This window comes from Treponema socranskii subsp. socranskii VPI DR56BR1116 = ATCC 35536, from assembly GCF_000468115.1.
Taxonomy (GTDB): Bacteria; Spirochaetota; Spirochaetia; order Treponematales; family Treponemataceae; genus Treponema_D; species Treponema_D socranskii.
Genome location: NZ_AVQI01000050.1, coordinates 41,152 through 62,859, shown reverse-complemented (window position 1 = coordinate 62,859; position 21,708 = coordinate 41,152). Strand labels below are relative to the sequence as shown.

The 21,708-nt window shown below is 48.3% G+C and carries 18 protein-coding genes; 13 read left to right on the top strand and 5 right to left on the bottom strand.

Going from position 1 to position 21,708, the window contains the following annotated elements; translation table 11 throughout:
• Position 1: 1 nt before the first annotated feature.
• The 5 genes from HMPREF0860_RS06545 to HMPREF0860_RS06520 all read right to left on the bottom strand — a co-directional run bounded on the left by HMPREF0860_RS06545 (position 2) and on the right by HMPREF0860_RS06520 (position 3,898).
• Entirely contained in the window at positions 2-949 is a 948-nt protein-coding gene (locus HMPREF0860_RS06545; protein WP_021329542.1) for a PilZ domain-containing protein, read from the bottom strand.
• A 199-nt stretch (positions 950-1,148) separates the two neighbouring features.
• A complete protein-coding gene (gene rpsU, locus HMPREF0860_RS06535; protein ID WP_016520808.1) occupies positions 1,149-1,361 on the bottom strand; it encodes a 30S ribosomal protein S21 in 213 nt (70 codons plus the stop codon).
• Positions 1,362-1,466: 105 nt separating this feature from the next.
• A complete protein-coding gene (locus HMPREF0860_RS06530; protein ID WP_021329538.1) occupies positions 1,467-2,075 on the bottom strand; it encodes a helix-turn-helix domain-containing protein in 609 nt (202 codons plus the stop codon).
• A gap of 73 nt (positions 2,076-2,148) precedes the next feature.
• Positions 2,149-3,183 carry a hypothetical protein gene (locus HMPREF0860_RS06525; protein ID WP_021329495.1) on the bottom strand — a complete coding sequence of 345 codons (1,035 nt, stop codon included), beginning with the start codon at positions 3,181-3,183 and terminating at the stop codon, positions 2,149-2,151.
• 130 nt (positions 3,184-3,313) lie between these two features.
• Positions 3,314-3,898, bottom strand: a complete 585-nt coding sequence (locus HMPREF0860_RS06520; protein WP_021329446.1) for an outer membrane protein assembly factor BamD — start codon at positions 3,896-3,898, stop codon at positions 3,314-3,316.
• 583 nt (positions 3,899-4,481) lie between these two features.
• Between HMPREF0860_RS06520 and HMPREF0860_RS06515 the strand changes: the two genes are divergently transcribed.
• From HMPREF0860_RS06515 to HMPREF0860_RS06460, 13 genes are all read left to right on the top strand, one after another.
• Positions 4,482-5,519, top strand: coding sequence for a LacI family DNA-binding transcriptional regulator (locus HMPREF0860_RS06515; protein ID WP_021329416.1), 1,038 nt, complete (start codon positions 4,482-4,484; stop codon positions 5,517-5,519).
• Positions 5,520-5,591: 72 nt separating this feature from the next.
• Complete coding sequence (locus tag HMPREF0860_RS06510; RefSeq protein ID WP_021329519.1) at positions 5,592-6,857, top strand: AGE family epimerase/isomerase; 1,266 nt, start codon at positions 5,592-5,594, stop codon at positions 6,855-6,857.
• 7 nt (positions 6,858-6,864) lie between these two features.
• Positions 6,865-7,791 (top strand): sugar ABC transporter ATP-binding protein, encoded by a 927-nt coding sequence (locus tag HMPREF0860_RS14260; protein ID WP_021495608.1) that lies wholly within the window; start codon positions 6,865-6,867, stop codon positions 7,789-7,791.
• Positions 7,792-7,794: 3 nt separating this feature from the next.
• Positions 7,795-8,373, top strand: a complete 579-nt coding sequence (locus tag HMPREF0860_RS14255; RefSeq protein ID WP_342341901.1) for an ATP-binding cassette domain-containing protein — start codon at positions 7,795-7,797, stop codon at positions 8,371-8,373.
• A gap of 10 nt (positions 8,374-8,383) precedes the next feature.
• Positions 8,384-9,376: an ABC transporter permease gene (locus tag HMPREF0860_RS06500; protein ID WP_021329423.1), complete on the top strand. Its 993-nt coding sequence runs from the start codon at positions 8,384-8,386 to the stop codon at positions 9,374-9,376.
• A gap of 58 nt (positions 9,377-9,434) precedes the next feature.
• The gene (locus tag HMPREF0860_RS06495) at positions 9,435-10,349 is read left to right on the top strand and encodes an ABC transporter substrate-binding protein (protein WP_021495614.1); all 915 of its coding nucleotides are present in this window, start codon (positions 9,435-9,437) and stop codon (positions 10,347-10,349) included.
• A 318-nt stretch (positions 10,350-10,667) separates the two neighbouring features.
• Positions 10,668-11,609, top strand: coding sequence for an ABC transporter substrate-binding protein (locus HMPREF0860_RS06490; protein WP_021329435.1), 942 nt, complete (start codon positions 10,668-10,670; stop codon positions 11,607-11,609).
• Positions 11,610-11,686: 77 nt separating this feature from the next.
• The gene (locus HMPREF0860_RS06485; RefSeq protein ID WP_021329537.1) at positions 11,687-12,649 is read left to right on the top strand and encodes an ABC transporter permease; all 963 of its coding nucleotides are present in this window, start codon (positions 11,687-11,689) and stop codon (positions 12,647-12,649) included.
• Positions 12,650-12,652: 3 nt separating this feature from the next.
• Entirely contained in the window at positions 12,653-13,441 is a 789-nt protein-coding gene (locus tag HMPREF0860_RS06480; RefSeq protein ID WP_021329525.1) for an ABC transporter ATP-binding protein, read from the top strand.
• A gap of 135 nt (positions 13,442-13,576) precedes the next feature.
• Positions 13,577-15,451, top strand: coding sequence for a methyl-accepting chemotaxis protein (locus HMPREF0860_RS06475; protein WP_021329473.1), 1,875 nt, complete (start codon positions 13,577-13,579; stop codon positions 15,449-15,451).
• A gap of 222 nt (positions 15,452-15,673) precedes the next feature.
• Complete coding sequence (locus HMPREF0860_RS06470) at positions 15,674-17,578, top strand: adenylate/guanylate cyclase domain-containing protein (RefSeq protein ID WP_021329395.1); 1,905 nt, start codon at positions 15,674-15,676, stop codon at positions 17,576-17,578.
• Positions 17,544-20,423 carry a FecR domain-containing protein gene (locus HMPREF0860_RS06465; protein ID WP_021329474.1) on the top strand — a complete coding sequence of 960 codons (2,880 nt, stop codon included), beginning with the start codon at positions 17,544-17,546 and terminating at the stop codon, positions 20,421-20,423. Before HMPREF0860_RS06470 ends, HMPREF0860_RS06465 begins: the two co-directional genes overlap by 35 nt.
• Positions 20,413-21,666 (top strand): fibronectin type III domain-containing protein, encoded by a 1,254-nt coding sequence (locus HMPREF0860_RS06460; RefSeq protein ID WP_021329387.1) that lies wholly within the window; start codon positions 20,413-20,415, stop codon positions 21,664-21,666. Before HMPREF0860_RS06465 ends, HMPREF0860_RS06460 begins: the two co-directional genes overlap by 11 nt.
• The last annotated feature ends 42 nt before the right edge of the window (positions 21,667-21,708 follow it).

Genomic DNA, 21,708 nt, shown 5'->3' with positions numbered 1-21,708 from the left:
ATTATGTTCCTGCTATCGTATGGGGAATATTTTGTATAGACGTGCCGCGGGAAGCTGCCGCATTGAGACGCGCTTTCATAACGGCGGCCGCCTGTTCGACCGTCTGCGTCGGCGCATTTTGCATTTGAGAAGAGGCATCGAGGAGATTCTTTTTCGTCATCGTAAGGTAATCGTTGATGTGCAGTTTGTACGCGGTGGGTACGGCTTTTTCATCGAACTTGATGCTCGCGGTAACGATGTCCTGACGGCCTTCGGCAAAATCGGCACCGACGATCGAGCCGCGTATGTCCAGCGTTTCCGCCGGATCGTCGAAAACGATGCGCAGCACGGTTTCTTTTCCGCTTACGAATTTCGGCACTCCGAGCAAAACGACCTTTGCGCCTGAAAACGACAGATCGCGCAAAATGCACTTACGCGGCACATTTTGCACGTAGATGATCGTATCTTCTTTTTCGATACCGAGCCGGTACCGGGCTTCGCTTGTCATGACGATGCGCTCTTCTCTGCGCTTTATAAAATTGATATTCGCTTCGATGAGCGTACCGATCTTTACGATAAAATCGTCGGGCGGTCGCTGCGTATACGTGAGCGTTACGACGGCGAGGTCTTTCGAATCCGTGTACTGAGCTGTGTTCGTCACTTTTCCCGCGATAAAAAAACTCATCGTTTCCGTACCTTTGTCGATAAAAAAACAAAAACGCAGGCTGACCGGAGGAGCGTTTTTTTGTGTGATCGCCGTGAATGCGCCTCCCGTCTTTCCGAGAATTATCTTTGCCGCTAAAAGCGACGTTGAATTGATAATGCACGGCCATTGATTGCCGCCGCATTTGATGTATATTTCACGGGGAGCGACGCGGAGCGTGTGCAGAATTTCACGCGAAAAAATCACTTCTTTATCGCAGTAGGAATCGTAATAATTCGTTATCTGCTGGTTGGTAGCGATCGCCATATTTTAAATGATAATCGATTGGTATGCGTTCGTCAACGATACGGGCTGTCGTGCAATACGGGATATCGCTGCCGGAGAAGCGCCTCCGGTCGGCAAACAAAAACGCCCGCCGCGGAGGGCAGGCACGTGTGCCGTGCGTTCCGGCTGCAAAATGCGGGGAACGCACGGAATCGGCGCAGGATACGGCAAACTTCTCGTATCAATATGCCGATTTCGATTCGTGACGCGGGTGCGTCTTTTTCATCAGCTTGCGCTGAAGCGCTTTGTTTTTGCGATTTAAAATCGTAGAGGGCTTTTCATAAAATTCGCGTTTTTTGTATTCGCGAATGATGCCTTCTTTTTCTACCATTCTTTTAAAACGTTTGATCGCTTTTTCAAGGTTTTCGGAATCATCGACTGCAATAGTCGCCATCTCATTCGCCCCCTTCTGACCGGTATACCGAGTAAGGTCTGTACTATAGCATACAATGCCCTTATTTTGCAAGACCGGTATCGATCTTTTTTAAATTCTGTTTTGCTATTCCGTAAAGCGCTGCGGCGGCGTGACGATCCAAATCGCTTCCGCGTTTTCTTTCGTTTTATTTTCGAGCATGTGCGACGAGCCTGCGGGAAACGAAGCGCTGTCTCCCGCTTTCAGTTCGTATGTTTCTTCTTCGTATTTGAGCGTGATGACGCCTTTGACGACGACCCCCAGTTCCCAGCCGATATGACCGTACGAACCGCGGTGCGTGCGGGAATGCGGCTTCATTTTTATTGCGTACGCTTCAAACCGATTTTCTTTTTCCGATCTGTCCGATACTGCAAGTTCTTCGTATATGACGTCGTCTTCCGAAATCGTCCGCCGTTCGTCGCTGCGCGTGATTTTGACCGGACGCTTGCGCCGATATTCTTCGAATAAAAATTCGAGATTGATGTCGAGCGCGTCCGCGAGCGCAAGCAGCGTATCGATCGCGGGAGAAACTTTATTGCGCTCGATCTGCGACACGAGGCTTTCGCTCACTCCCGCTTTTTCGGCGACGACTTTGAGCGTCATACCTTTGTGTTCGCGCACCATACGCAGCTTTTCGCCGAAATGATAAGGCACTCGTTTGCTCTCTTTTTTACCGGCTGAATTATTTTGTGTCATCGCTTCCTCTCCTCGTGCGGTTTTCGCCGCCTCTCATTCGTAATCCGCCGAGCTGCAGAGAGCACTATTCGATTTATACGTTTTGCTCGGTGACAAATTGGATAAAGTAATCTTCGAGCGTTTTGTGCGGCCCCTGCAGCTTCATCCGCGCCCGTTCGCGCGCATCGTCCCTGCGGATCGTATACAATGAATAAAAATCGCGGTAATCGAGCCCCGCATCCGTTTTAATATGCGTACCGAGATAATCCGCCACTTCGTCGCGCCCGATAGCCGCAATGCCTTTTGTGCGCAAAATCGTGCGCAGCTGCGAAATCTGCTCGTACGAAATGCCGAACAGAAATTCTTCCATCGCTTGAGAGACGCCGGGATCGCTTAATTTATTTTTAATAAAACCGAGCCACTGGCCGTCCATCTGCATCGAAATGAGCAGGAGTTCGCTCGTGCCCATCATTGTGCCGAAAGCGGGAGCGAGTTTTCTGCGCGCCGTCCACACTTCGTTGAGGATGGGCGCGATAACTTGGATTCGGTCATCCGTGCGGTATTCCCACAGCATGAGCAGCGAATAGCCCCATTGACGGCGGATTTCGCGCGACAACGTTTTGTCTGCGATCAAATTCAAATATACGTCTTCGGCTAACAGCGAAAACATCATCGTAACCGCTTCGGTCATGAGCTCTTCTGAAAGAGACGCGGGCGCTTTGATCCGCGTGCTCTGTTTTGAAAGCGAAGAAAATGTGTGCATTTTTGCAACGAGAAAGCCTTTGCCGAGGCTCGCTTTCGACGGCAAAAGCAGCGTACGATCTCCGGCTTCCCGATTGTCGATGAGCATTTCCACGAGCGTTTTCGGCGTACGCATGCCGCCCGGCAAATCGTGCTGTTCAAGCAGCGACGGAAACAGTGCGATTGCGCGCGCGAGGTGTTCGAGGTCTTTCATCCGGTCTTTGATTATCAATACGCGCTCGGCATCCGCTTCGCTCATGTATACGAGCAGATCGTCGATGAGTTTTTTTTGCTTTTCCGTGAGGATGACGATGCCTTTGTCATCCTTGCTGCGCGCGATGTTGTCGGTATCGTAGATGTGTTTGATATCGATGGGAGAAGTAGTCATTTCCGTATCGATCGTCCTTTATTAATAATACTATGAATTTTAACAAACGAAACGTCGTTCGTCAATGTTTCGTTTAAACTTCGAATGGGGAAAATACCGATCCGCCCTGAGGTATGGCGGCCGGTATTTTTTATTCCGCCGACTGCGTTCCTTCTTTTGCTTCAGCCGAAGATTCGGCAGCCTGTGATCCTTGCGCATCGACGGTCTGCGATTTTTGTAGATCCGTACCCTGCGTTTCCCGTATGGCTGCCGCTTCGTTTGCCGTATTCGCGCTTTTCCCTTTTGTTCCGGCATCCGTCTGCACTTCGCTCGATTTTGTTTCCGGCAATTTGTTTTTCGGAATCCGCTGCATGCCGATTTCGGCCAATTTATTGTACGCGCCCGGCAGCACACCCGGCGTCGTCGATGCGTACATATCGAGGATTTCTTTAAATGACGCGTACGCCGCTGTGTATTTTTTCTGCTTCAGATAAAGATGACCGAGTTCATAGCGCGCTTCCACATAGACCGACGAATCGATGCCGTAACGCGCGATCACCGTCTTGTAGTAGATTTCCGCATTTTTGTACTGCGCGCTTCCGTATGCGTTTTGCCCCAGCTGGATGAGCTGCGTCGAAGTCAAATCTTCAGGGATATCTTTTACCGTGCGGCAGGCGGCAAATAAAAGCGCACCGCACACCGCCGAAGTCACCATAACAGCCGTAATTTTCTTCATAACGCCTCCAGTGTACAATGAGAAGTATAAAAAAAGCAAGAGCTCAGCGATTGCGAGCAGTGCGGAGCAATCGCTGAGCGTCTCCTATGAGCGAAAAACGGCAAAGCCGTTTTTCGCCTCCCGACTTCCTATAAGATTCCGAGCAGTGCGGGACTTGCAACGAGCGCGAAGCGCGAAGTTCCCTGCGCAGGAATTGCCGAGCGTCTCCTATGAGCGAAAAACGGCAAAGCCGTTTTTCGCCTCCCGACTTCCTATAAGATTCCGAGCAGTGGCCGTTCGCGGTACATCCGTGCACCGCTCACTACCGTATTTTTGCTTCGCAAAAATACGCAGCCGTTTTGCCAAGATGCGACACGGCCTCCATGCCGTGTGAAGTATGCCGCGCTTTGTGTCCTCATAAGGAATTGCAGTCGGCTTTTATGACTCTTCCGACCCGATACTGTATAAAAGCCGTTCGGGACTTTGCGGAATAAAGGTTAGCGATTTAATTGAATATTTTTAAGATTCATATTCGATCAAATAATAAAAAAAAGATTGACAGCGTAAAAAAGTGGACGTATACTATAAGCATTGAACCGGTTCAATGCCGGTAAGAAAAAGGCAAAAGATGGCGAAAATAACCATAAAGGATGTCGCAGCGGCGGCAGGTGTGTCGGTAGGAACGGCTTCGATGGCAATAAATGACTCCCCGCGCATTTCAACGCAAACGAAACAATCGGTACTCAAAACCGTAGCGAAACTTAATTATCACCGCAATCCCTATGCCCGCTCGTTCAGCCTTTCGTCTTCAAATACAATCGGTTTTTTAGTTCCCGATCTGCTGAATTCTTTTTTTGGAGAAATGGCGGGACATTTACAAAATGAAATAGAACAGCGCGGAAAGGCATTGATGTTCGGTTTAACAAACGAATCGAGCAGGCAGGAAGCGAAATTGATTAGGCAATTCATCGATCGGGGGATTGACGGGCTCATCATCGTACCGGTTATAGAGGCCTGTCCCGATTTGAATCATATACATGAATTGGTTAAAAATAAATTTCCTTTTGTATTCATTTCGAGTTCCTATAAAGGAATCCCTGCAAATTGCGTAATGACGGATCTTTGTAAAGGATCGTATGATTTGACGTTGCAGCTATTGGATTCGGGACATCGCTCTATCATACTTATTTCGGGAAATCCGAATGTCGTTCCTTTTGCGGAACGGATCAAGGGATTTGTTCAAGCATATAAGGATCGAAACATACCGTTTTCAAACGATCAAGTCATCACCACTTTGTCTATGAGTTTTCAAGGCGGGTATGACGCCATTCGTACCGTATATTTTTCTCGAAAGATCGATGCCATTCTCGCTATCAACGATGTAATGGCGATGGGGATCATCAGCAGTTTGCATGCGTGCGGAGTACGGGTACCGCAAGACGTATCGGTTGCGGGATACGATGATATCTCCATTTCGGGTTTGCAGGAAACGCCGTTATCGACAGTACATCAGCCTTTAGACAAAATGAGTAAGATTACCGTTGAAACATTGTTTAGACTTATAAACGGGGAACAAACAGTTATGAAACCGGTATATCTTAAGCCGCAAGTTGTACTTCGAAAGTCTATTGCGGAAATGTAAGATAATTTTAGTCGTATAATTGAACCGATTCAATTATACGATTGTCAAATAAAAACTTATTGGGAGAAGAAAATGAAAAGTGCAGCGGAGTATAAAAAAGATTTATCCGAGTTTTTGCGGGATAAGCTCATCCCGTTTTGGCTCGAACGATCTGTAGATACGCAGTACGGCGGTTATCTGACCAGTTTCGATGAAAACGGAGAATTGTTCGGAGACCTTGAGAAAAATATCGTAACGCAAAGCCGTATGGTATGGGGGTTTTCACATCTTATTCCTTTTGCCCGTGAAGAAGATAAAGCGAGTATGAAAGAAGCGGCTGCGCAAGGCGTACGATTTTTAATCGAACGTTTTTGGGATCCGGGATTCGGCGGCTTTTATTGGTTGTTGCACCGTGACGCCACGATAAAAGATCCTGCAAAACTGACGTACGGGCAGGGTTTTGCCATCTATGCATTGGCAGAGTATTATATGATGAGCAAAGACCGAAAAGCGCTCGATTATGCTGTAAAGGGCTTTAACTGCCTGCAAAAATATGCGGTAGATACCTTCCGCGGCGGTTATTATGAAAATATTGAACGGGATTGGAAGCTTTCTCCTGTCGGTAATTATGCCGGAGATCGAAAATCTCTTGATATTCACATGCACTTGCTTGAAACGTATACGATACTGTATGCGGCTTCAAAAGAATACATTCATGGGCGAAAATTGCGGGAAGTGTACGACTTGATTGTCCGCTATATGGTCAATACGGAAAAAGGATACGGATACAATCAATTCGATTTCGAATTTAATAAATTGCCGGCGATCAATATACAGCGCACGTGGAATGCGGAACGGGAAACGGGCGAAAAGCTTGAAGCACCGACGGATACGACCAGTTACGGACATAACGTGGAGTTGAGCTGGCTTTCTGATTTTGCACTGCGGACGCTTCATGAACGAACTCCTGACGACAATGAACTTATTCGAAAGCTTCTCGACCATACGCTCAATCACGGGTACGACAATGAATTCGGCGGCGTGTATCGAGACGGCATCGCAGATAAAAAAGTATTGATATTCGATAAAGAGTGGTGGCAAAACTTTGAATCGATGACGGGATTTCTTAACGGCTACGTTTTATTCGGAGATGAAAAATACTTCAGAGCATTTGCGGAAACATGGGAATTTATCGATAACTATTTTTTGAATAAGAAATTCGGAGAAAGCAGACAATTGTTGAGCCGTTCCGGTGCTCCGTTGATTTCAAATCTCGGAAATTCATGGAAAGGTATCTATCATACCGGGCGTGCGCTTGCAGAATGCATTACGCGTTTGGATTATTGTATGCAAAGATGAGGTAACAATGAGCGACTATATCGTAAAAATGGAAAACATCTGTAAAACTTTTCCCGGTGTAAAAGCTTTGGATAATGTATCGCTGTATTTAAAAAAAGGCAGGGTTATGGCGCTGCTCGGTGAAAACGGAGCGGGAAAATCAACACTCATGAAAGTCCTGGGCGGTATTCATAAGTATGACAGCGGCACTATAACGTTGTTCGGAGAACAGGTTAAGGATCTGACTCCGAATTCGGCTAAGGAAAAAGGAATTGCAATCATTCATCAGGAGCTTAATTTATGTCATCATCTGACGGTAGCGGAAAATATTTTTTTAGGAAGAGAAACATTTAAAAGAAAATTTATTATCGATAATGCCGCCATGAACAAAGCGGCGAAGACTATTTTGACAAAGCTCGGCTGCGATATCGATGTAAATACGTTGGTCGGTGAATTGCCGATATCAAAACAGCAAATGGTTGAAATTGCCAAAGCGCTGTCGCTCAACGCAAAAGTACTCATCATGGACGAACCGACGAGCGCGTTGACCGACAGAGAGATAAAAGAACTGTTTGCTATCATCAATCAACTTAAAAAAGAAGGATGTGCGATTGCATATATTTCGCATCGACTCGAAGAATTAAAATATATTACCGATGACATAACGATAATGCGCGACGGTAAACTTATAACGGCCGGCCCGTTTGCCGATTTCGATATAGAAACGATCATTACGAATATGGTCGGACGGACAATAAAGGAAAAATATCCCAGGATTAATGCTCCCGTCGGAAACACGATTTTACGCGTAGAAAATTTATGCTCCAATACTATGCTGCATGAAGTCTCATTCGATGTAAAAGAAGGAGAGATCGTCGGTATTGCGGGGCTCATGGGTGCCGGTAGAACCGAAATGGCTCGAACGCTGTTCGGAATGGATCCTCCTACGGGATGAAAAATATACCTTGACGGACAAGAGATAAATATACGAAAACCGATGGATGCGATCAAGCGCGGTATTGTTCTTGTGCCGGAAGACAGGAAGAAGTACGGGCTTTGTACAAAACTGCCGGTGCGCGAAAATATCGCTTTACCGAATTTGGATCTGCTGAGCAATAGGATTGAAAAAGTTAATAAGAAAAAAGAAAGCGCGATGGTAGCCGATTGTATCAATAATCTGCATATAAAAGTGGCAACTCCCGAAGTTGCGGCAAAAACGCTTTCAGGGGGAAATCAACAAAAAGTTGTTGTCGCAAAATGGATGGGAAGGCCTTTCCGCGTTGTTGTATTTGACGAACCGACGCGCGGTATCGATGTTGCGGCAAAAGTCGAAATCTATAATTTGATGAACGAATTGAAGAAAAACGGTATCGGTATCGTATTTATTTCTTCTGAAATGCCTGAAATCATCGGTTTTGCAGATCGTATATTGGTTATGTGTGAAGGAAGAATAACGGGAGAACTGTCCGGTACGAATATAACGCAAGAAAAAATTCTGACTTTGGCAACGAATTTTAAAAATAAACTCGCTGTATGAGGAGAGCGATATGAATTTTACTGTAAAGAATAAATTAAACATGTCTCGAGGAACAGGACAGGTATTGACCGTTACTGCGGGTCTGGTTTTTTTGTGTATAGTGTTCGGTATTATAAATCCCAATTTCTTTTCCGGCCGAAATATCAGTAATCTTTTGCGGCAGATAGCCCCTATTTTAATTATAGGTATCGGGCAATCATACGTTTTAATTACCGGCAATATAGATCTTTCGATAGGCTCTGTTGTGGGAATGTCCACTATGATAAGCGCGACGCTTATGACGAAGGGGATGAATCCATGGATAGCGGTTTTAATAACGTTTGTATGTTGTATGACTATAGGCATCATAAACGGATACCTCGTCGAAAAATTTAAAATACCGCCTTTTATTGCGACGCTCGGGACGATGACTGTAGCGCGCGGTATAGCGCAAATAGTTAACAATAACTATAACACAAACAGCATCGGCGAAGGTGCGCAAAATTTCCGAGATTTTTTCTATTACGGAAAAATATTGGGTTTATTCAATACGATTTGGATTGCCGTCGTTATATGGATTTGTTTTAATTTTATTTTGAGTAAAACGAAAACAGGCCGCTATATCTATGCGGTAGGGAGCAATCCCGAAGCGGCGAAACTGAGCGGTGTTAATTTGTTAAGTACGGTTACGAAAGCTTTTTTAGTATCCGCCTTTTGCGCGTGTATCGTCGGATTGGTTCAATGTGCTTCAGCCGGTATGGGGGCGATGGATGCGGGATCCATGTATGAAATGTATGCCGTAGCCGCTTCCGTGATCGGCGGCGTTTCAACGCTCGGCGGGCAGGGAATATTGATGGGAACCGTTATCGGAGCTTCCATCTGGGCTGTTTTGCAAAACGGATTGCAATTTGCAGGAGCTCCGGTTGCGATTCGAAATATCGTGATCGGCTGTATTGTTGTTATCTCCGTTTTACTTGATATTGTAGTGCGCAATCGTTCCGGCGCAAAAAGGACGAAAAAATAAACGAACTGTTTGTGTCATACGGACAGTAAAAAAAGCGGAAACGCAAAAGGAGTATCTTATGAAAAAACTCGTAGTAGTCGCTGTTACTTTATTGGTAACCTGTGCAACAATGTTTGCTAACGGTTCCCAAGATTCGGGAAAGAAAAAAATCTTCCTGATAACGATGGATCAGATGGATCAGCATTGGGTGCAAGTCAACAAGGGTGCTCAGGACGCTGCAAAGGAAGCGGGTACCGTTCAATACAAATGGCTTGCCCCCGATACTAAGGACGACGCAAAGCAAATCGAATGCATTAATAATGCTCTTTCCGAAGGTGCTAATTGTATTCTTCTTGCTGCGAACGGTCCCGATGCGGTTACGTCTGCGTTAAAGGAAGCGACGGCTGCCGGCGTTAAGATAGTGTATGTGGACTCTGCCGCCGATTTTCCCGGGGAACAGTTACTTGCGACCGATAATCGTGCGGGAGGATTGCAAGTGGGACAAATGCTCATCAAAGAATTGAAATCAAAAAACATTACAAAGGGCAAGATCGGTATTATCGGCGTAAACGCGGCTACGGAATCTTGCAATCAACGGGAATTCGGATTCCGCGATGCATTTAAAGGCTCAAACTTTACCTTGCTCGAAACGCAATATTGCCAGGGTGACGCTTCCGTTGCAAAGGATATGGCGGCAAACTTTATTACTGAAGGCTGCGTCGCCGTGTACGGTGCAAACGAAGGATCAACCGTCGGTGTCGGAAATGCCGTAAAAGAAGCGAAGGATAAAAACGTTATAGGCTGCGGTTCGGATGCGTCGGATATGAATAAGTCGTTAGTAAAGAGCGGAGCTCTTTTGTGCATTATGGCGCAAAATCCGTATAAGATGGGATACGAGGGGGTAAAAAGCGCTGTTAAAGTATTAGCAGGAGAAAAAGTAAGCCCGGCATACGTTGATACGGGAGTTTCCATCATTACAAAATCCGACTTGTAAAAATAACGAGCCGGAACAGTTGAGAAATCCTGCCCGCAAGTGTGTATACCGAATACAACCTGTTCCGGCTTTTCTTTTCCGCTATATGTGACTCGGCGGGCAGTATCATTTTTTTTTCTTACACTGCTCAAGCTATCCTGTGTTATTTCTTTTTCCGTATTGACTAAATGCCGGCACGCGGGTACGATTTTATATCGTTTAAATTCGGTGATACGCGAAACGGATGGAATTGAACCGATGAGAAACGGTTTTCTACGATAATTATTAAAGAAAAGCGGAGCGCCGCACATCGACTGCGTGTTTCCGCAGGGGGCGATTATGAAACGATTGATCGGCGTGTTTGCAGTGCTGTGTGTTTTGGCCGGCTGCAAGGGAACGAATAAGTCGAAGACGATTAAAATCGGCATCGTACAGCTTGTCGAACATCCGGCGCTCGATGACGCATATAAAGGATTCGTTGACGCTCTTTCCGAAGCGGGTTATACCGACGGAACGAATATTTCAATCGATTACGAAAACGCGCAGGGCGAACAGGCGAACTGCGTTACGATCGCACAAAAGCTCGTAAACGACAGAAGCGATTTGATCCTTGCGATTGCAACGCCTGCGGCGCAGGCCGTCGCGAATCTTACAAAAGACATTCCGATTCTCGTCACCGCCGTCACCGATCCCGAAAGCGCGAAACTTGTCAAATCGAACGATGCGCCGGGTACAAATGTTTCGGGTACGTCCGACTTGACGCCGTGCGCCGCGCAGATCGATTTATTAACGCGTCTCGTGCCGAACGCGAAAACCGTCGGCATGCTGTATTGTTCGAGCGAACAGAACAGCGTCTTTCAAATCGGTCTTGCAAAAGCGCAGTGCGATAAACTCGGACTTGCATATATCGACGCGACGGTATCGAGCACGAACGAAGTGCAGCAGGTGACGCAGAGCCTCGTCGGTAAAGTGGACGCGATCTACGTGCCGACGGACAATATGGTTTCATCGAGTATCGTGACGGTTGCGCAGGTTGCGAACGAAAACAGGATCCCGACGATCGTCGGGGAAGAAGGCATGGTAGAGCGGGGTGCGCTTGCGACTTACGGCATCGATTATTATGCGCTCGGAAAACAGACGGCTTCTATGGCACTCGATATTATTAAAAACGGGAAAAAGCCTGAGGATATGCCGATTCAATATCTCGAACACTGTACGCTCGGTATCAACCGCGATACGGCTGCGAAGATCGGCATGACTATTCCCGACGATTTGAAATAACGGGTGTGTTTGAGAAATTCGCTTTTCGGATACGATCGATAATCGGCAGGGCAGCCGCCGGCGGAGTTTAAGCAAAGATGGGATTGTTGTTTGCAGTGCACGGCGCTCTCGCCGTGGGTATTTTATGGAGCGTGATGACGCTCGGCGTATACATTACGTTTCGAATTCTCGACATAGCCGATCTCACCGTCGACGGAAGTTTTGCGACTGGAGGAGCGGTTTCCGGTGTGCTCATCGCGCACGGCGTACATCCGCTTCTTTCGCTTTTGGCGGCTTTTGCGGCGGGTATGCTTGCAGGCCTTGCGACCGGTCTTTTGCACACGAAAATAAAAATACACGTGCTGCTCGCAAGCATTCTCACGATGATTGCTTTGTATTCCGTCAATATCCGCATTATGGGAAAGGCGAACACGCCGCTGCTCGGCGTCAATACGGTGTTGACTTTTTTTACCGATAAGTGCGGTTTTACCGCAGCGAACGCTTCGCTTGCCGTCGGTGCCGTTTTTGTCGCGTGTATCGTCGTTCTCATGTATTGGTTTTTCGGAACGGAAATCGGCAGCGCTATGCGCGCGACGGGAAACAACGAGCGGATGGTGAGAGCGCTCGGCGTCAACACGGACACGATGAAAATGCTCGGTCTCATGCTCGCAAACGGTTTCGTTGCGCTGTCGGGCGGGCTTGTCGCGCAGAGTCAGGGATACGCGGACGTCGGTATGGGAACGGGCGTCATCGTTATAGGTCTTGCGTCGATCATCATCGGGGAAGTCGTATTCGGAAAGCGCTTTGCGTTTTGGTATACGCTGCTTTCGGTCGTCTTCGGTTCGATCATTTATCGAATTGTCATCGCGATCGTGCTGCAGCTCGGATTGAAATCGACCGATTTGAAATTGTTTACGGCGATCATCGTCGCATCTTCTCTTTCCGTTCCCGTCGTCAAAGGAAGCGTCGCGCACCGCCGCCGTTCGGCCATTCCCGGTACGAATGCTTCGGATGCGGAAGTTCCGCGCGATACGGACGTAACCGACACGGCAGGGAAATAAGCGATGTTAAAATTATTCAACGTATCGAAAACATTTAATCCCGGAACGATCACCGAAAAGATCGCACTCAAAAATATCAACCTCGAAATCGACGACGGGGATTTTATCACGGTTATCGGCGGTAACGGCGCGGGGAAATCGACGCTGCTCAACCTTATCGCGGGCATTCACTTTACCGACACGGGTTCTCTTTTTCTCGACGGCATGGATTTGACCGGTATGCCCGAATATGCGCGCGCGAAATACTTAGGCCGTGTGTTTCAGGATCCGATGATGGGGACGGCGGCGAATATGCAGATCGAAGAAAACCTCGCGCTTGCGATGAGGAGAGGCAAACGGAGAACGCTTTCGTGGGGCGTGCAGCCTGCCGAACGCACGCTCTACCGCGAAAAGCTTGAACTGCTCGGCTTGGGACTTGAAAAACGCATGACGAGCAAAGTCGGTCTTCTTTCCGGCGGACAGCGTCAAGCGCTTACGCTGCTCATGGCGACGCTGCAAAAGCCGAAACTGCTTTTGCTCGACGAACACACGGCCGCCCTCGATCCGAAAACCGCAAAAAAAGTGCTCGATTTGACGGAAACCTTTGTCGCCGACGAAAGACTGACGACCTTTATGGTGACTCACAATATGAAAGACGCGATACGTTGCGGCAACCGCCTCATCATGATGAGCGAAGGGCGTATCATTTACGACGTGTGGGGCGATGAAAAGAAAAACCTGCGCGTCGAAGATTTGTTAAAACGTTTCGATGCCGCAGGCGGAGAAGCGAACGATCGCCTTTTGCTTTCGTAAAGGGGCGGGCGAAACGGTGGGCAGGGGACGCCGGTAAAAAATACTCCGATAAATCAATTGAAAATTATATAATTATGTATTATAATTGGTAAATTAATGAGCTGTAAATAAAGCTGTACGATTGAGAGGTTTTGCATGAGCGATACAAATTCCATCAAATTGATCGAAAAATTTCCGTTTTCTATGAAAGCGCTGTTTATGGGGGCGTATATTTTACCGACGCTTGCGTTCGGTCCTTTTCTCGTCTTTATCCATGCGCTTTCTATGGCGGATCTTCTGCGCATAATCTTTACACCTATCTGTTTGGTAGGCTTAGTCGTCTTCAACGCCGTTATACCGATCTGTGTCTATGTGTATTATGAAAGTACCATTTGCAAATACGACGGTTCGCAAGCGTCGGTGCAGATCACAAATCGTCGCGCAAAACATTTTGAAGATCTCTCCATAATCGGCGCGAATATCAACGGTTTTGCTTTGTTTACGTTTATGCTTATAGCATGCCGTTTGCACGGTATCGAGTATCAAGTGCTTGTATTTCTGTTGGCGGCGCAAGGCAGTGTATGGCTGTTCGCACTGATTTCGTATATTCCGTTCCTTGAACATTTTGAAAAACATATTCACAATCTTCCGATGAAAAGCGAATATATAACGCTTTCGGTGTTTATGCGAAACGCGGATATCACCGGTTTCAGTTTTTTAGGCGTCCTCTTCTATGTACTCGCGCCGATGTTTTGTACGGCGAACGCAACGATGGACGCGCTTCCGTTGTTTTTAACGCGCGTTTTGCCCGTGCTTATCATAGGAAGCGCCGCCGCTATTTTCGATTCGTATCTTTTTATAAGCAATATGCAAAAGCGTATTGTAGCGATAACGAAATTTTCGGCGTATCTTTCCAAAAACGATTATACGCAAAAAAGTCTCGTCGTAACGAGCCGTGACGATTTTGGCGTCCTTATGACGGATTTAAATCAATTTTACAATATCATGCGCCGCCTGCTTCGCGCCATTATAAGTGCGGTTGCGGTTTCTACCGACTCGGCGGGAAATCTTGCCGACGGTGTGAGCGAAACGTCTTCGAGTATTACGCAGATCGTTGCGAATATCGAATCGGTCAAAAGCAGAATCGTCAATCAGGCGGCGGGCGTCGAAGAAGCGCAGGCGACCGTCAAGAGCATGGTCGAATACATTAACGATCTCGACAAAAACATCGATCGCGAAAAAGTAAGCATCGATTCGTCTTCGACGGCGGTTGAAGAAATGGTCGCAAATATTCGTTCGGTGACGAATACGCTGAAAGCGAGCGGAGCCGCCGCCCAAAAGCTCAGTAACGCATCGGATAACGGGCGGGCTGCAATAGAACAGGCGGTCGATCGAGCGCACGACATTCTCGAACGTTCCGAAGGTTTGCTTGAAGCGAGCAACATCATTCAGAGCATAGCCGATCAGACGAACCTGCTCGCGATGAATGCCGCGATCGAAGCGGCACACGCGGGAGAAGCGGGCAAAGGCTTTTCGGTCGTTTCCGATGAAATCAGAAAGCTTGCCGAACAGTCGAACGAGCAAGGTAAGACGATCAGCGAACAGCTGCAGGAACTGCAGGGGTCGATTCAGCAAGTGTCGAACGGTACGATGCAGGTAAAAAATCAATTCGATACGATCTTTTCGCTTGCCGACGACGTTACGGAACAAAACCGTACCGTTATGTCCGCGATGCAGGAACAGTCTGCCGGCAGTTCTCAAGTGCTTGAAGCGATGAGCGAAATCAAATCGACGATCGAGCTTGTTGCAAAGGGCTCTGCAGAGCTGACGAACGGCGGCAGACAGATCGCCGAAGAGATGACCTCCCTTGCCGGCTTAACGGAAGAGATCAACGGCGCGATGAGCGAGATGTCAAACGGAGCGCAGTCGATCATCCACTCCGTACAGAGCGTCGATACCGCAACGGCGGCGAACCGAGAAAACATACAAAAGCTTTCCGACGAAATCAATACCTTTACGGTCAATCGCTAATCGAAATCAAGGCTGTCTCGAAAGTCGGTTACTTTTTCGACAGCCCGATGCGATTCTACAAACTCGCTAAAGCGAATCGAAATTCTGCCGCTCAAGCGTATGGCGGCGGGGTTATCCTTTGTGAGCTTTAATAATATTCCGACCTTTTCATGCATCCGATAAAAGACTGATATTTTATATTTAATAATTGCACTTTTTCGGATTTTACTGTATTCTTATAATATGAATAAAGCGGAGAAAGACGATATTCGAAAATACGTTAAATTTCCCATCGGAGCGAAGCTCGTTCTCATCATTTCGGTGTTGACGATTTTATCGCTCGGGATTATTACACTTTTGGTTACGTGGTTCGGAAGTCAGGATGTGCGAATCCGCGCCGAAGAAAACAACCGCACGGTAAACGCGCAGGCTGCCGGTTTGGCGGAAAAGGATTTGTCCTCGCTGCGCGCGAACGCGTTTTTGCTTTTGGATATTTTGAATAGAACGGAAAGCGGGAGTTCGTTTGCAAAGCAGGCGGCCGATTTTTACTTTGAGCGCAATCCTTCGGTCGCCGCCGTTTTGGTAACCGATTCGAACCGACCCGACGGTTTGGAGCGCAAACTTTTAAGTTCGGCATTTTTTCTGTCGAACGAATTGGATCCTTCTCTTATCGATATTTTTTTATCCCGTGAACGGGATAAAATCCGTGAAACCGAACGCGGCATTATGAACGTGCTGAACGCTTCTCCCGTGTTCGAAAGCCCTCTGCTGGTGCTGTGCTATCCCTATACGGAGCGGGGCTTAAATCAGGGGTTGGCCGTCTTCTTTTCCGCCGAAAAAATATCCGACAGTTTCGGAGCCGGAACGCTGCAAACGACGTATTTGGTCAACGACGACGGCGACATCCTCATTCACCCCGACTTTAGCTTGGTAAAAAACGGCGCCAACGTGAGCAATTTTTCGCTGTTTACACAAATGCGTGAAAACGGCGACACGAACCGCCAGCTCCTCGTTACCGACGATACCGGCAAAAAATATTTCGGTACGTACCGCCGCCTTGCCTTTGGCGAACTTGCCGTTTTAACGACCGCAGACGCCGACGTTCTTTTGGAACCGGTTGCCGATACGACGCGGCGCAATATTTATTTAAGTGTTATCGTATTGTTCCTTTCGATTGTGTTTATATGGTTTTTTTCCAAGTCGATAAGCCGGCCCGTTAAAACCCTTGCGCGCGCCGCCGGGCAAATAGAGCAGGGTGAATACGAACTCGATTTGAAGCCGAAAACGAGAGACGAAATCGGTCTTTTGACGTCGAGCTTCGTAAAGATGGGCAAGGGGCTTGCCGAGCGTGAACGGCTCAAAGATTCTTTCGGCCGTTTTATCAATAAAGAAATCGCCGAGCTTGCCGCGCGCGGCGAGCTTGCGCTCGGAGGGGAAACGAAGGACGTAACGGTTTTCTTTTCCGACATCCGCTCGTTTACTTCGATTTCCGAAAAACTTACACCGGCGGAAGTCGTCGAGTTTTTGAACGAATATATGACGGCGATGGTCGAATGCGTCAACGCGACCCACGGCGTCGTCGACAAATTTATCGGAGACGCGGTTATGAGCGTGTGGGGCGCTCCGACTTCGGCAGGAAGTCCGAAAGAAGATGCGCTCAACTGCATCCGCGCGGCGCTTCGTATGAGGGCTGCGCTTATAATCTTTAACCGCGGACGCGGCGGCGATAAAAAGCCTATTATCCGCATAGGATGCGGCATCAATTCGGGGCCCGTCGTTGCAGGTCAAATCGGTTCGGTAAAACGAATGGAATATACCGTCATCGGGGATGCCGTAAACCTTGCATCGCGTACGGAAGCTTTGAACAAGCCGATGGGTACGGATATCCTTATTACCGAGTACACGTATAATTTGGTGCGCGATCACGTTGTCGTTGAAGAAATGCCTGCGGTTACCGTCAAAGGCAAAGAAAAGCCGCTGAGAATGTTTGCCGTTATCAATATGCCCGCCGAAAACGGCATCCCCGGCGCGGGCGCGAAGGGTCCTAAATCTCTTGCACAAATACGGGATGTACTCGGAATCCCGGTTCCCGATTTTGCGAAGGTAAACCTCGATGAAGACGAAAAAAAGTACAAAATACAATCCTGACTCTCCGAGCGCAGCAAGCGTATTGCAGGATATCGCCGTCGTTGTGTTTTCTCTCGCTGCGGTTGCCTTTACGTCGCATCTGTTTTACCGCGATGTGAACAAAACGCTTGAGCGCAGCGATAAGGCACCGGTCGCAACCGTTTCGTATAAATACAAAAGCGTGCAGCGAAAATTCCTCGACCGTTCCGTGTGGGACAGACCCGTGCAGTATTCGCCCGTGTATAACGGCGACATTATCCGTACCGCGCCTTCATCCGAAGCGACGATTAACTTTCCCGATCAAAACGTCATAAGCGTCGGCGCGAACACGATGATTCAAATCTTTAAGCAAACGCAAAAAGACGAAACGGCCGTACAGGTTGACGAAGGAAAAATTTCGGTGCAAACGGCGGGTTCGGCGATGGCCGTGCGTTCGGACAACGCATCGGTCAATGTGGAAAAAGATTCGGTTTTGCACATGCAAAAGCTTGAGACCGACCGGGAAGCCGATTCTTCTGGCGGCGTATTGCGTTTGAGCGTCGAAAAAGGACGGGCTGCGCTCAGCAAAACGGGCGGCAGTTCCGCCGAAGCGGATTCTGCGGCGCAAGGTGAAATATTAACCGAAGGGACGGTTGTGAATGCCGCTTCCGATGCGGTTTTTGCTCCGAACGTCGAAGAAAACCGCTTCGTTTCGGTTATAAGTCCCGCTCCCGAAATGAAAATACTGAACAAAAATACAGACGGCAAAGCGGCTGCGGTTCCGTTTAAATGGTACAGCTCTTTTGCCGATAACAGCGAATTGATTTTTGAAAGGTCACGCAGCCGCGATTTTACGCAAAATGTGCGCCGCGTGTCGGTTACCGGCTTAAAAGAGCTGACGGTCAATGAGGGTTCCGGTACCGTTTATTGGAGACTGTACGCCGCCGAAAAGGGCCCGGAAGATGCTTCTTCCGATTCGGGAAAATTTACCGTGTTGGCCGCGCCCCCGCCTGCGCTTCTTGAACCCGCGCCCGACAAGCGTTATGTGTATAAAGAAGCGCTTCCGGCCGTGCGCTTTTTGTGGAAGGGTAACGAAGCCTGTTCGTCCTATGTGCTCGAAGCGGCTTCCGATCCAGGCATGAAAAATCCCGCCGTTACAAAACAGGTGAACGGCGAATCGATTTCGTTTGTGCTTCCCGGCGACGGAACATGGTACTGGCGTTTAACGCCGATTTATGCGGCGGAAGACGAAGCGAGCCGCAAGCCGACTCCCGCATCGGTTTTTTACATCGAAAAACAAAAAACCTTTGCACCCATAGAACAGCTTGCGCCCGGAAAAATCGCCGATACGGCCGAAGGTAAAAGCGTAACCTTTTCGTGGAAGAACGTAAGCGAAGTAAAAAAATACCTCGTGCGCGTTGCAAAAACCGAAGCGATGGACAATCCCGTTTTGGAGCGTTCTTCCGACATCAATTATTACGAACTGAAAAACGCCGCAAAAGCGCTCCCGAACGGCAGCTATTATTGGACGGTCGAAGGGCTCGATAAAAACGGCGAGCGCTTGACTTCGAGCGCGGCCGCCTCTTTTAAAACGCGCGACAGCGAAGTTATCCTTCGTTCGCTTTTTCCGCCGGAAAATTACGTGTTGGCGGATACGCTGTGCCTCGATACGCGCTTTACGTGGAAAACGAATTTGGAAGGTGAACAGCGCTTTCAAGTGTCTTCTTCGCCCGATTTTTCGTCTCCCGTCCTCGACGTAAAAGCGCAAGGCTCCGGCATCGAAGGCCTTATGTTCGAACGGGGCGACTGCTATTGGCGCGTGGCGGTAAAAAGCGAAGACGAAACTTTTTATACGCCGGCAAAAAAGCTGAACGTTGTTCCCGCACTTCCCCGTCCGGAACTTATCGGCATAGGTGATTCGGTCGTTGTCCGCCCCGATGCCAAAACGACCTTCGCGTGGACGGCCGTTCCGCTCGCCGATTATTATCAGGTAAAAATCACCGAGCCGGGCTTGGATTCGGTACCGCTCTATGAAAATCTGTACATTACCGCCATCGAAGTAAAAATGGCTTTGCAGTCGATACGAGAAGGACGGTATGTTATACACGTGCAGGGCTTTGCCGCCTCGACTTTAACGTCGAGCAGACGTTACAGCTATGCCGCCGACAAAACCTTCGACTTAAAGCATCTTCGCCCCGTCGAACTCGTGTCCCCGCCGCGCGGCGCAAAAATATCCGGCGTCGATGCGGCGCTCAAGCCGGGCAGTTTGCAATGGAGTTCGGTCGAAAAACCCGTAAAAAGCCGCCTCGTGCTTGAAAAGATCGGCAAAGCAGGCAGTTTAATTTCAGCTTCGAACCCCGATTATACGGTAAACCTTCCGCCGCTTGAAGCCGGAACCTACCGCTGGCGGGTTATCGCGACAACCGAAGACGGCTTGGACATTTCGTCGGTACGGGACGGGATATTTACCGTGCTGCCCATACCGCCGCTTGAAAAACTTGCCGTTTTTTCTCCGGCGGAAAACCAAACCTTCGGCGCAAACTTTTTTAAAACGAACCGCAGTATCGTGTTCCGCTGGAAAAAGAACGCAGAGGCTACGCATTACTCAATCAAACTGTACAATGCTAAAAATCAAAAAATTTTCGAATGCAACATAGAGGCAAACGAAGCTTCCGCGGGAAGTAAGGCGGACGAATGTACCTTTACATTTACCGATCTTGCCAAATTATCGCGCGGAACATTTTATGTCGACATACGCGCCCAACGGCGTTTAAAGAACGGCTTATTGTTCCAAGACGGGAACGCTTCCGTACGGAACTTTGTTATAGATTTGCCGCAAACGAAAAAGATCGAAACCGACGATACGGGAGTTCTGTATGGGCGATAGACGATTTTTTGCAGCTTTGTGTGCGCTCGTCTTTTTTGTGTGTCTGCCGTTCGTACAGGCACAGACGCCTGACGGCGTGCCTGCGCAAGAGCAAGCGGACAAAAATCCCGCTACGGAAGGAATGGCCGACGAAAAGACCGAGGAAATGACGCACTATTTTATCGAGGAAAGCGAACGCGGTTCGGTTTTGTACCAACGACTTTCGTGGCAGACGGTTGAAGATATTTTGGGCTACGAGTTCGAACTCGAAAAAGAGGATGATAACGGCAACTGGCGCAGAATCGATAAAAAACTGGTTAAAGACAACTTTACCGATGTGTCGCTGCCGCCGGGAAGTTACCGCTATAAAATAACCGTTATCAACCTGCTCGAACAGGCGGAAGCGTCCAGTGCCTACCGCAATTTTGAAATTTTGATTGCGCACCAGCCGGAAGTCGACTCCGTGTCGCCGCAGATCATCTATTTGGATGAATTTTTCGACGGCATCTTTGCCGCATCCGGTGCCTACTTTTTGCGGCACACCGTATTTTCTCTGAGCAAACAAGGGGGCGCTCCGATCACGCTTGTGCCGGCCGAGCTTTCCAAAGACGGAAAAAAAGTCCGATTTGAATTAAACTTAAATAAGTTCAATCCCGGTATCTATACTTTTACCGTGCGCGATATAAGCGGCTTAACCGACAAAAGTAAAACGGTAACCTTCAAATTCCAAAAGCCCGTGGATGCCTATGTGTCGGCAGGCTATGCATTTACCGGCTTTGCGGGAGAAAGCGTCTTTCAAACGTTCTATAACAGGAACATCGCCCCCTTGGGCGGCATATTCCGCTTTTCGCTTCTGCCGATAAAAAGAACTTACGGCCACTTCGGTTTTAACTTGACCTACTCGGCCGCAATGATGAACGCAAAACGCGATTATTACACGCTGAGCGGCACGCTCATGACTGCACAGCTGAATGCGGTGTACATATACCCGCTTATAAAACACCGTTTAAACCTCGACGTACACGCGGGTTTCGGCACCGCCTTTTTGGTAAACAGCCGCTTTGTGTTTGACGGTTCGGGCGATGTAAAAAGTCCCGCGTACTGGTATTGGGGGCCGGGCATCAGCGCGGGAACCTCGCTTCAGCTTTTAAATGTATTCAAAAAGATGTATGTCGAAGCCGGCGTCGAACACTTTATCGTGTTCAGAAAAGGCATGCCGAAGTATATTGTTCAACCCGAAGTTTCGGTCGGCTGGATGTTTTAAAGAAATGACGTGATATTTGTATTTTTCTGTACGGCAGGTATC

What these genes read in the sequence shown, in the direction of transcription:
- HMPREF0860_RS06460 (WP_021329387.1), top strand. Translation starts at nt 20,413, where the DNA reads ATGGGCGATAGACGATTTTTTGCAGCTTTGTGTGCGCTCGTCTTTTTT.
- HMPREF0860_RS06495 (WP_021495614.1), top strand. Translation starts at nt 9,435, where the DNA reads ATGAAAAAACTCGTAGTAGTCGCTGTTACTTTATTGGTAACCTGTGCA.
- HMPREF0860_RS06480 (WP_021329525.1), top strand. Translation starts at nt 12,653, where the DNA reads ATGTTAAAATTATTCAACGTATCGAAAACATTTAATCCCGGAACGATC.
- HMPREF0860_RS06475 (WP_021329473.1), top strand. Translation starts at nt 13,577, where the DNA reads ATGAGCGATACAAATTCCATCAAATTGATCGAAAAATTTCCGTTTTCT.
- HMPREF0860_RS06525 (WP_021329495.1), bottom strand. Translation starts at nt 3,183, where the DNA reads ATGACTACTTCTCCCATCGATATCAAACACATCTACGATACCGACAAC.
- HMPREF0860_RS06470 (WP_021329395.1), top strand. Translation starts at nt 15,674, where the DNA reads ATGAATAAAGCGGAGAAAGACGATATTCGAAAATACGTTAAATTTCCC.
- HMPREF0860_RS06515 (WP_021329416.1), top strand. Translation starts at nt 4,482, where the DNA reads ATGCCGGTAAGAAAAAGGCAAAAGATGGCGAAAATAACCATAAAGGAT.
- rpsU (WP_016520808.1), bottom strand. Translation starts at nt 1,361, where the DNA reads ATGGCGACTATTGCAGTCGATGATTCCGAAAACCTTGAAAAAGCGATC.
- HMPREF0860_RS06500 (WP_021329423.1), top strand. Translation starts at nt 8,384, where the DNA reads ATGAATTTTACTGTAAAGAATAAATTAAACATGTCTCGAGGAACAGGA.
- HMPREF0860_RS06520 (WP_021329446.1), bottom strand. Translation starts at nt 3,898, where the DNA reads ATGAAGAAAATTACGGCTGTTATGGTGACTTCGGCGGTGTGCGGTGCG.
- HMPREF0860_RS06510 (WP_021329519.1), top strand. Translation starts at nt 5,592, where the DNA reads ATGAAAAGTGCAGCGGAGTATAAAAAAGATTTATCCGAGTTTTTGCGG.
- HMPREF0860_RS06530 (WP_021329538.1), bottom strand. Translation starts at nt 2,075, where the DNA reads ATGACACAAAATAATTCAGCCGGTAAAAAAGAGAGCAAACGAGTGCCT.
- HMPREF0860_RS06545 (WP_021329542.1), bottom strand. Translation starts at nt 949, where the DNA reads ATGGCGATCGCTACCAACCAGCAGATAACGAATTATTACGATTCCTAC.
- HMPREF0860_RS06485 (WP_021329537.1), top strand. Translation starts at nt 11,687, where the DNA reads ATGGGATTGTTGTTTGCAGTGCACGGCGCTCTCGCCGTGGGTATTTTA.
- HMPREF0860_RS06490 (WP_021329435.1), top strand. Translation starts at nt 10,668, where the DNA reads ATGAAACGATTGATCGGCGTGTTTGCAGTGCTGTGTGTTTTGGCCGGC.
- HMPREF0860_RS06465 (WP_021329474.1), top strand. Translation starts at nt 17,544, where the DNA reads ATGAAGACGAAAAAAAGTACAAAATACAATCCTGACTCTCCGAGCGCA.
- HMPREF0860_RS14260 (WP_021495608.1), top strand. Translation starts at nt 6,865, where the DNA reads ATGAGCGACTATATCGTAAAAATGGAAAACATCTGTAAAACTTTTCCC.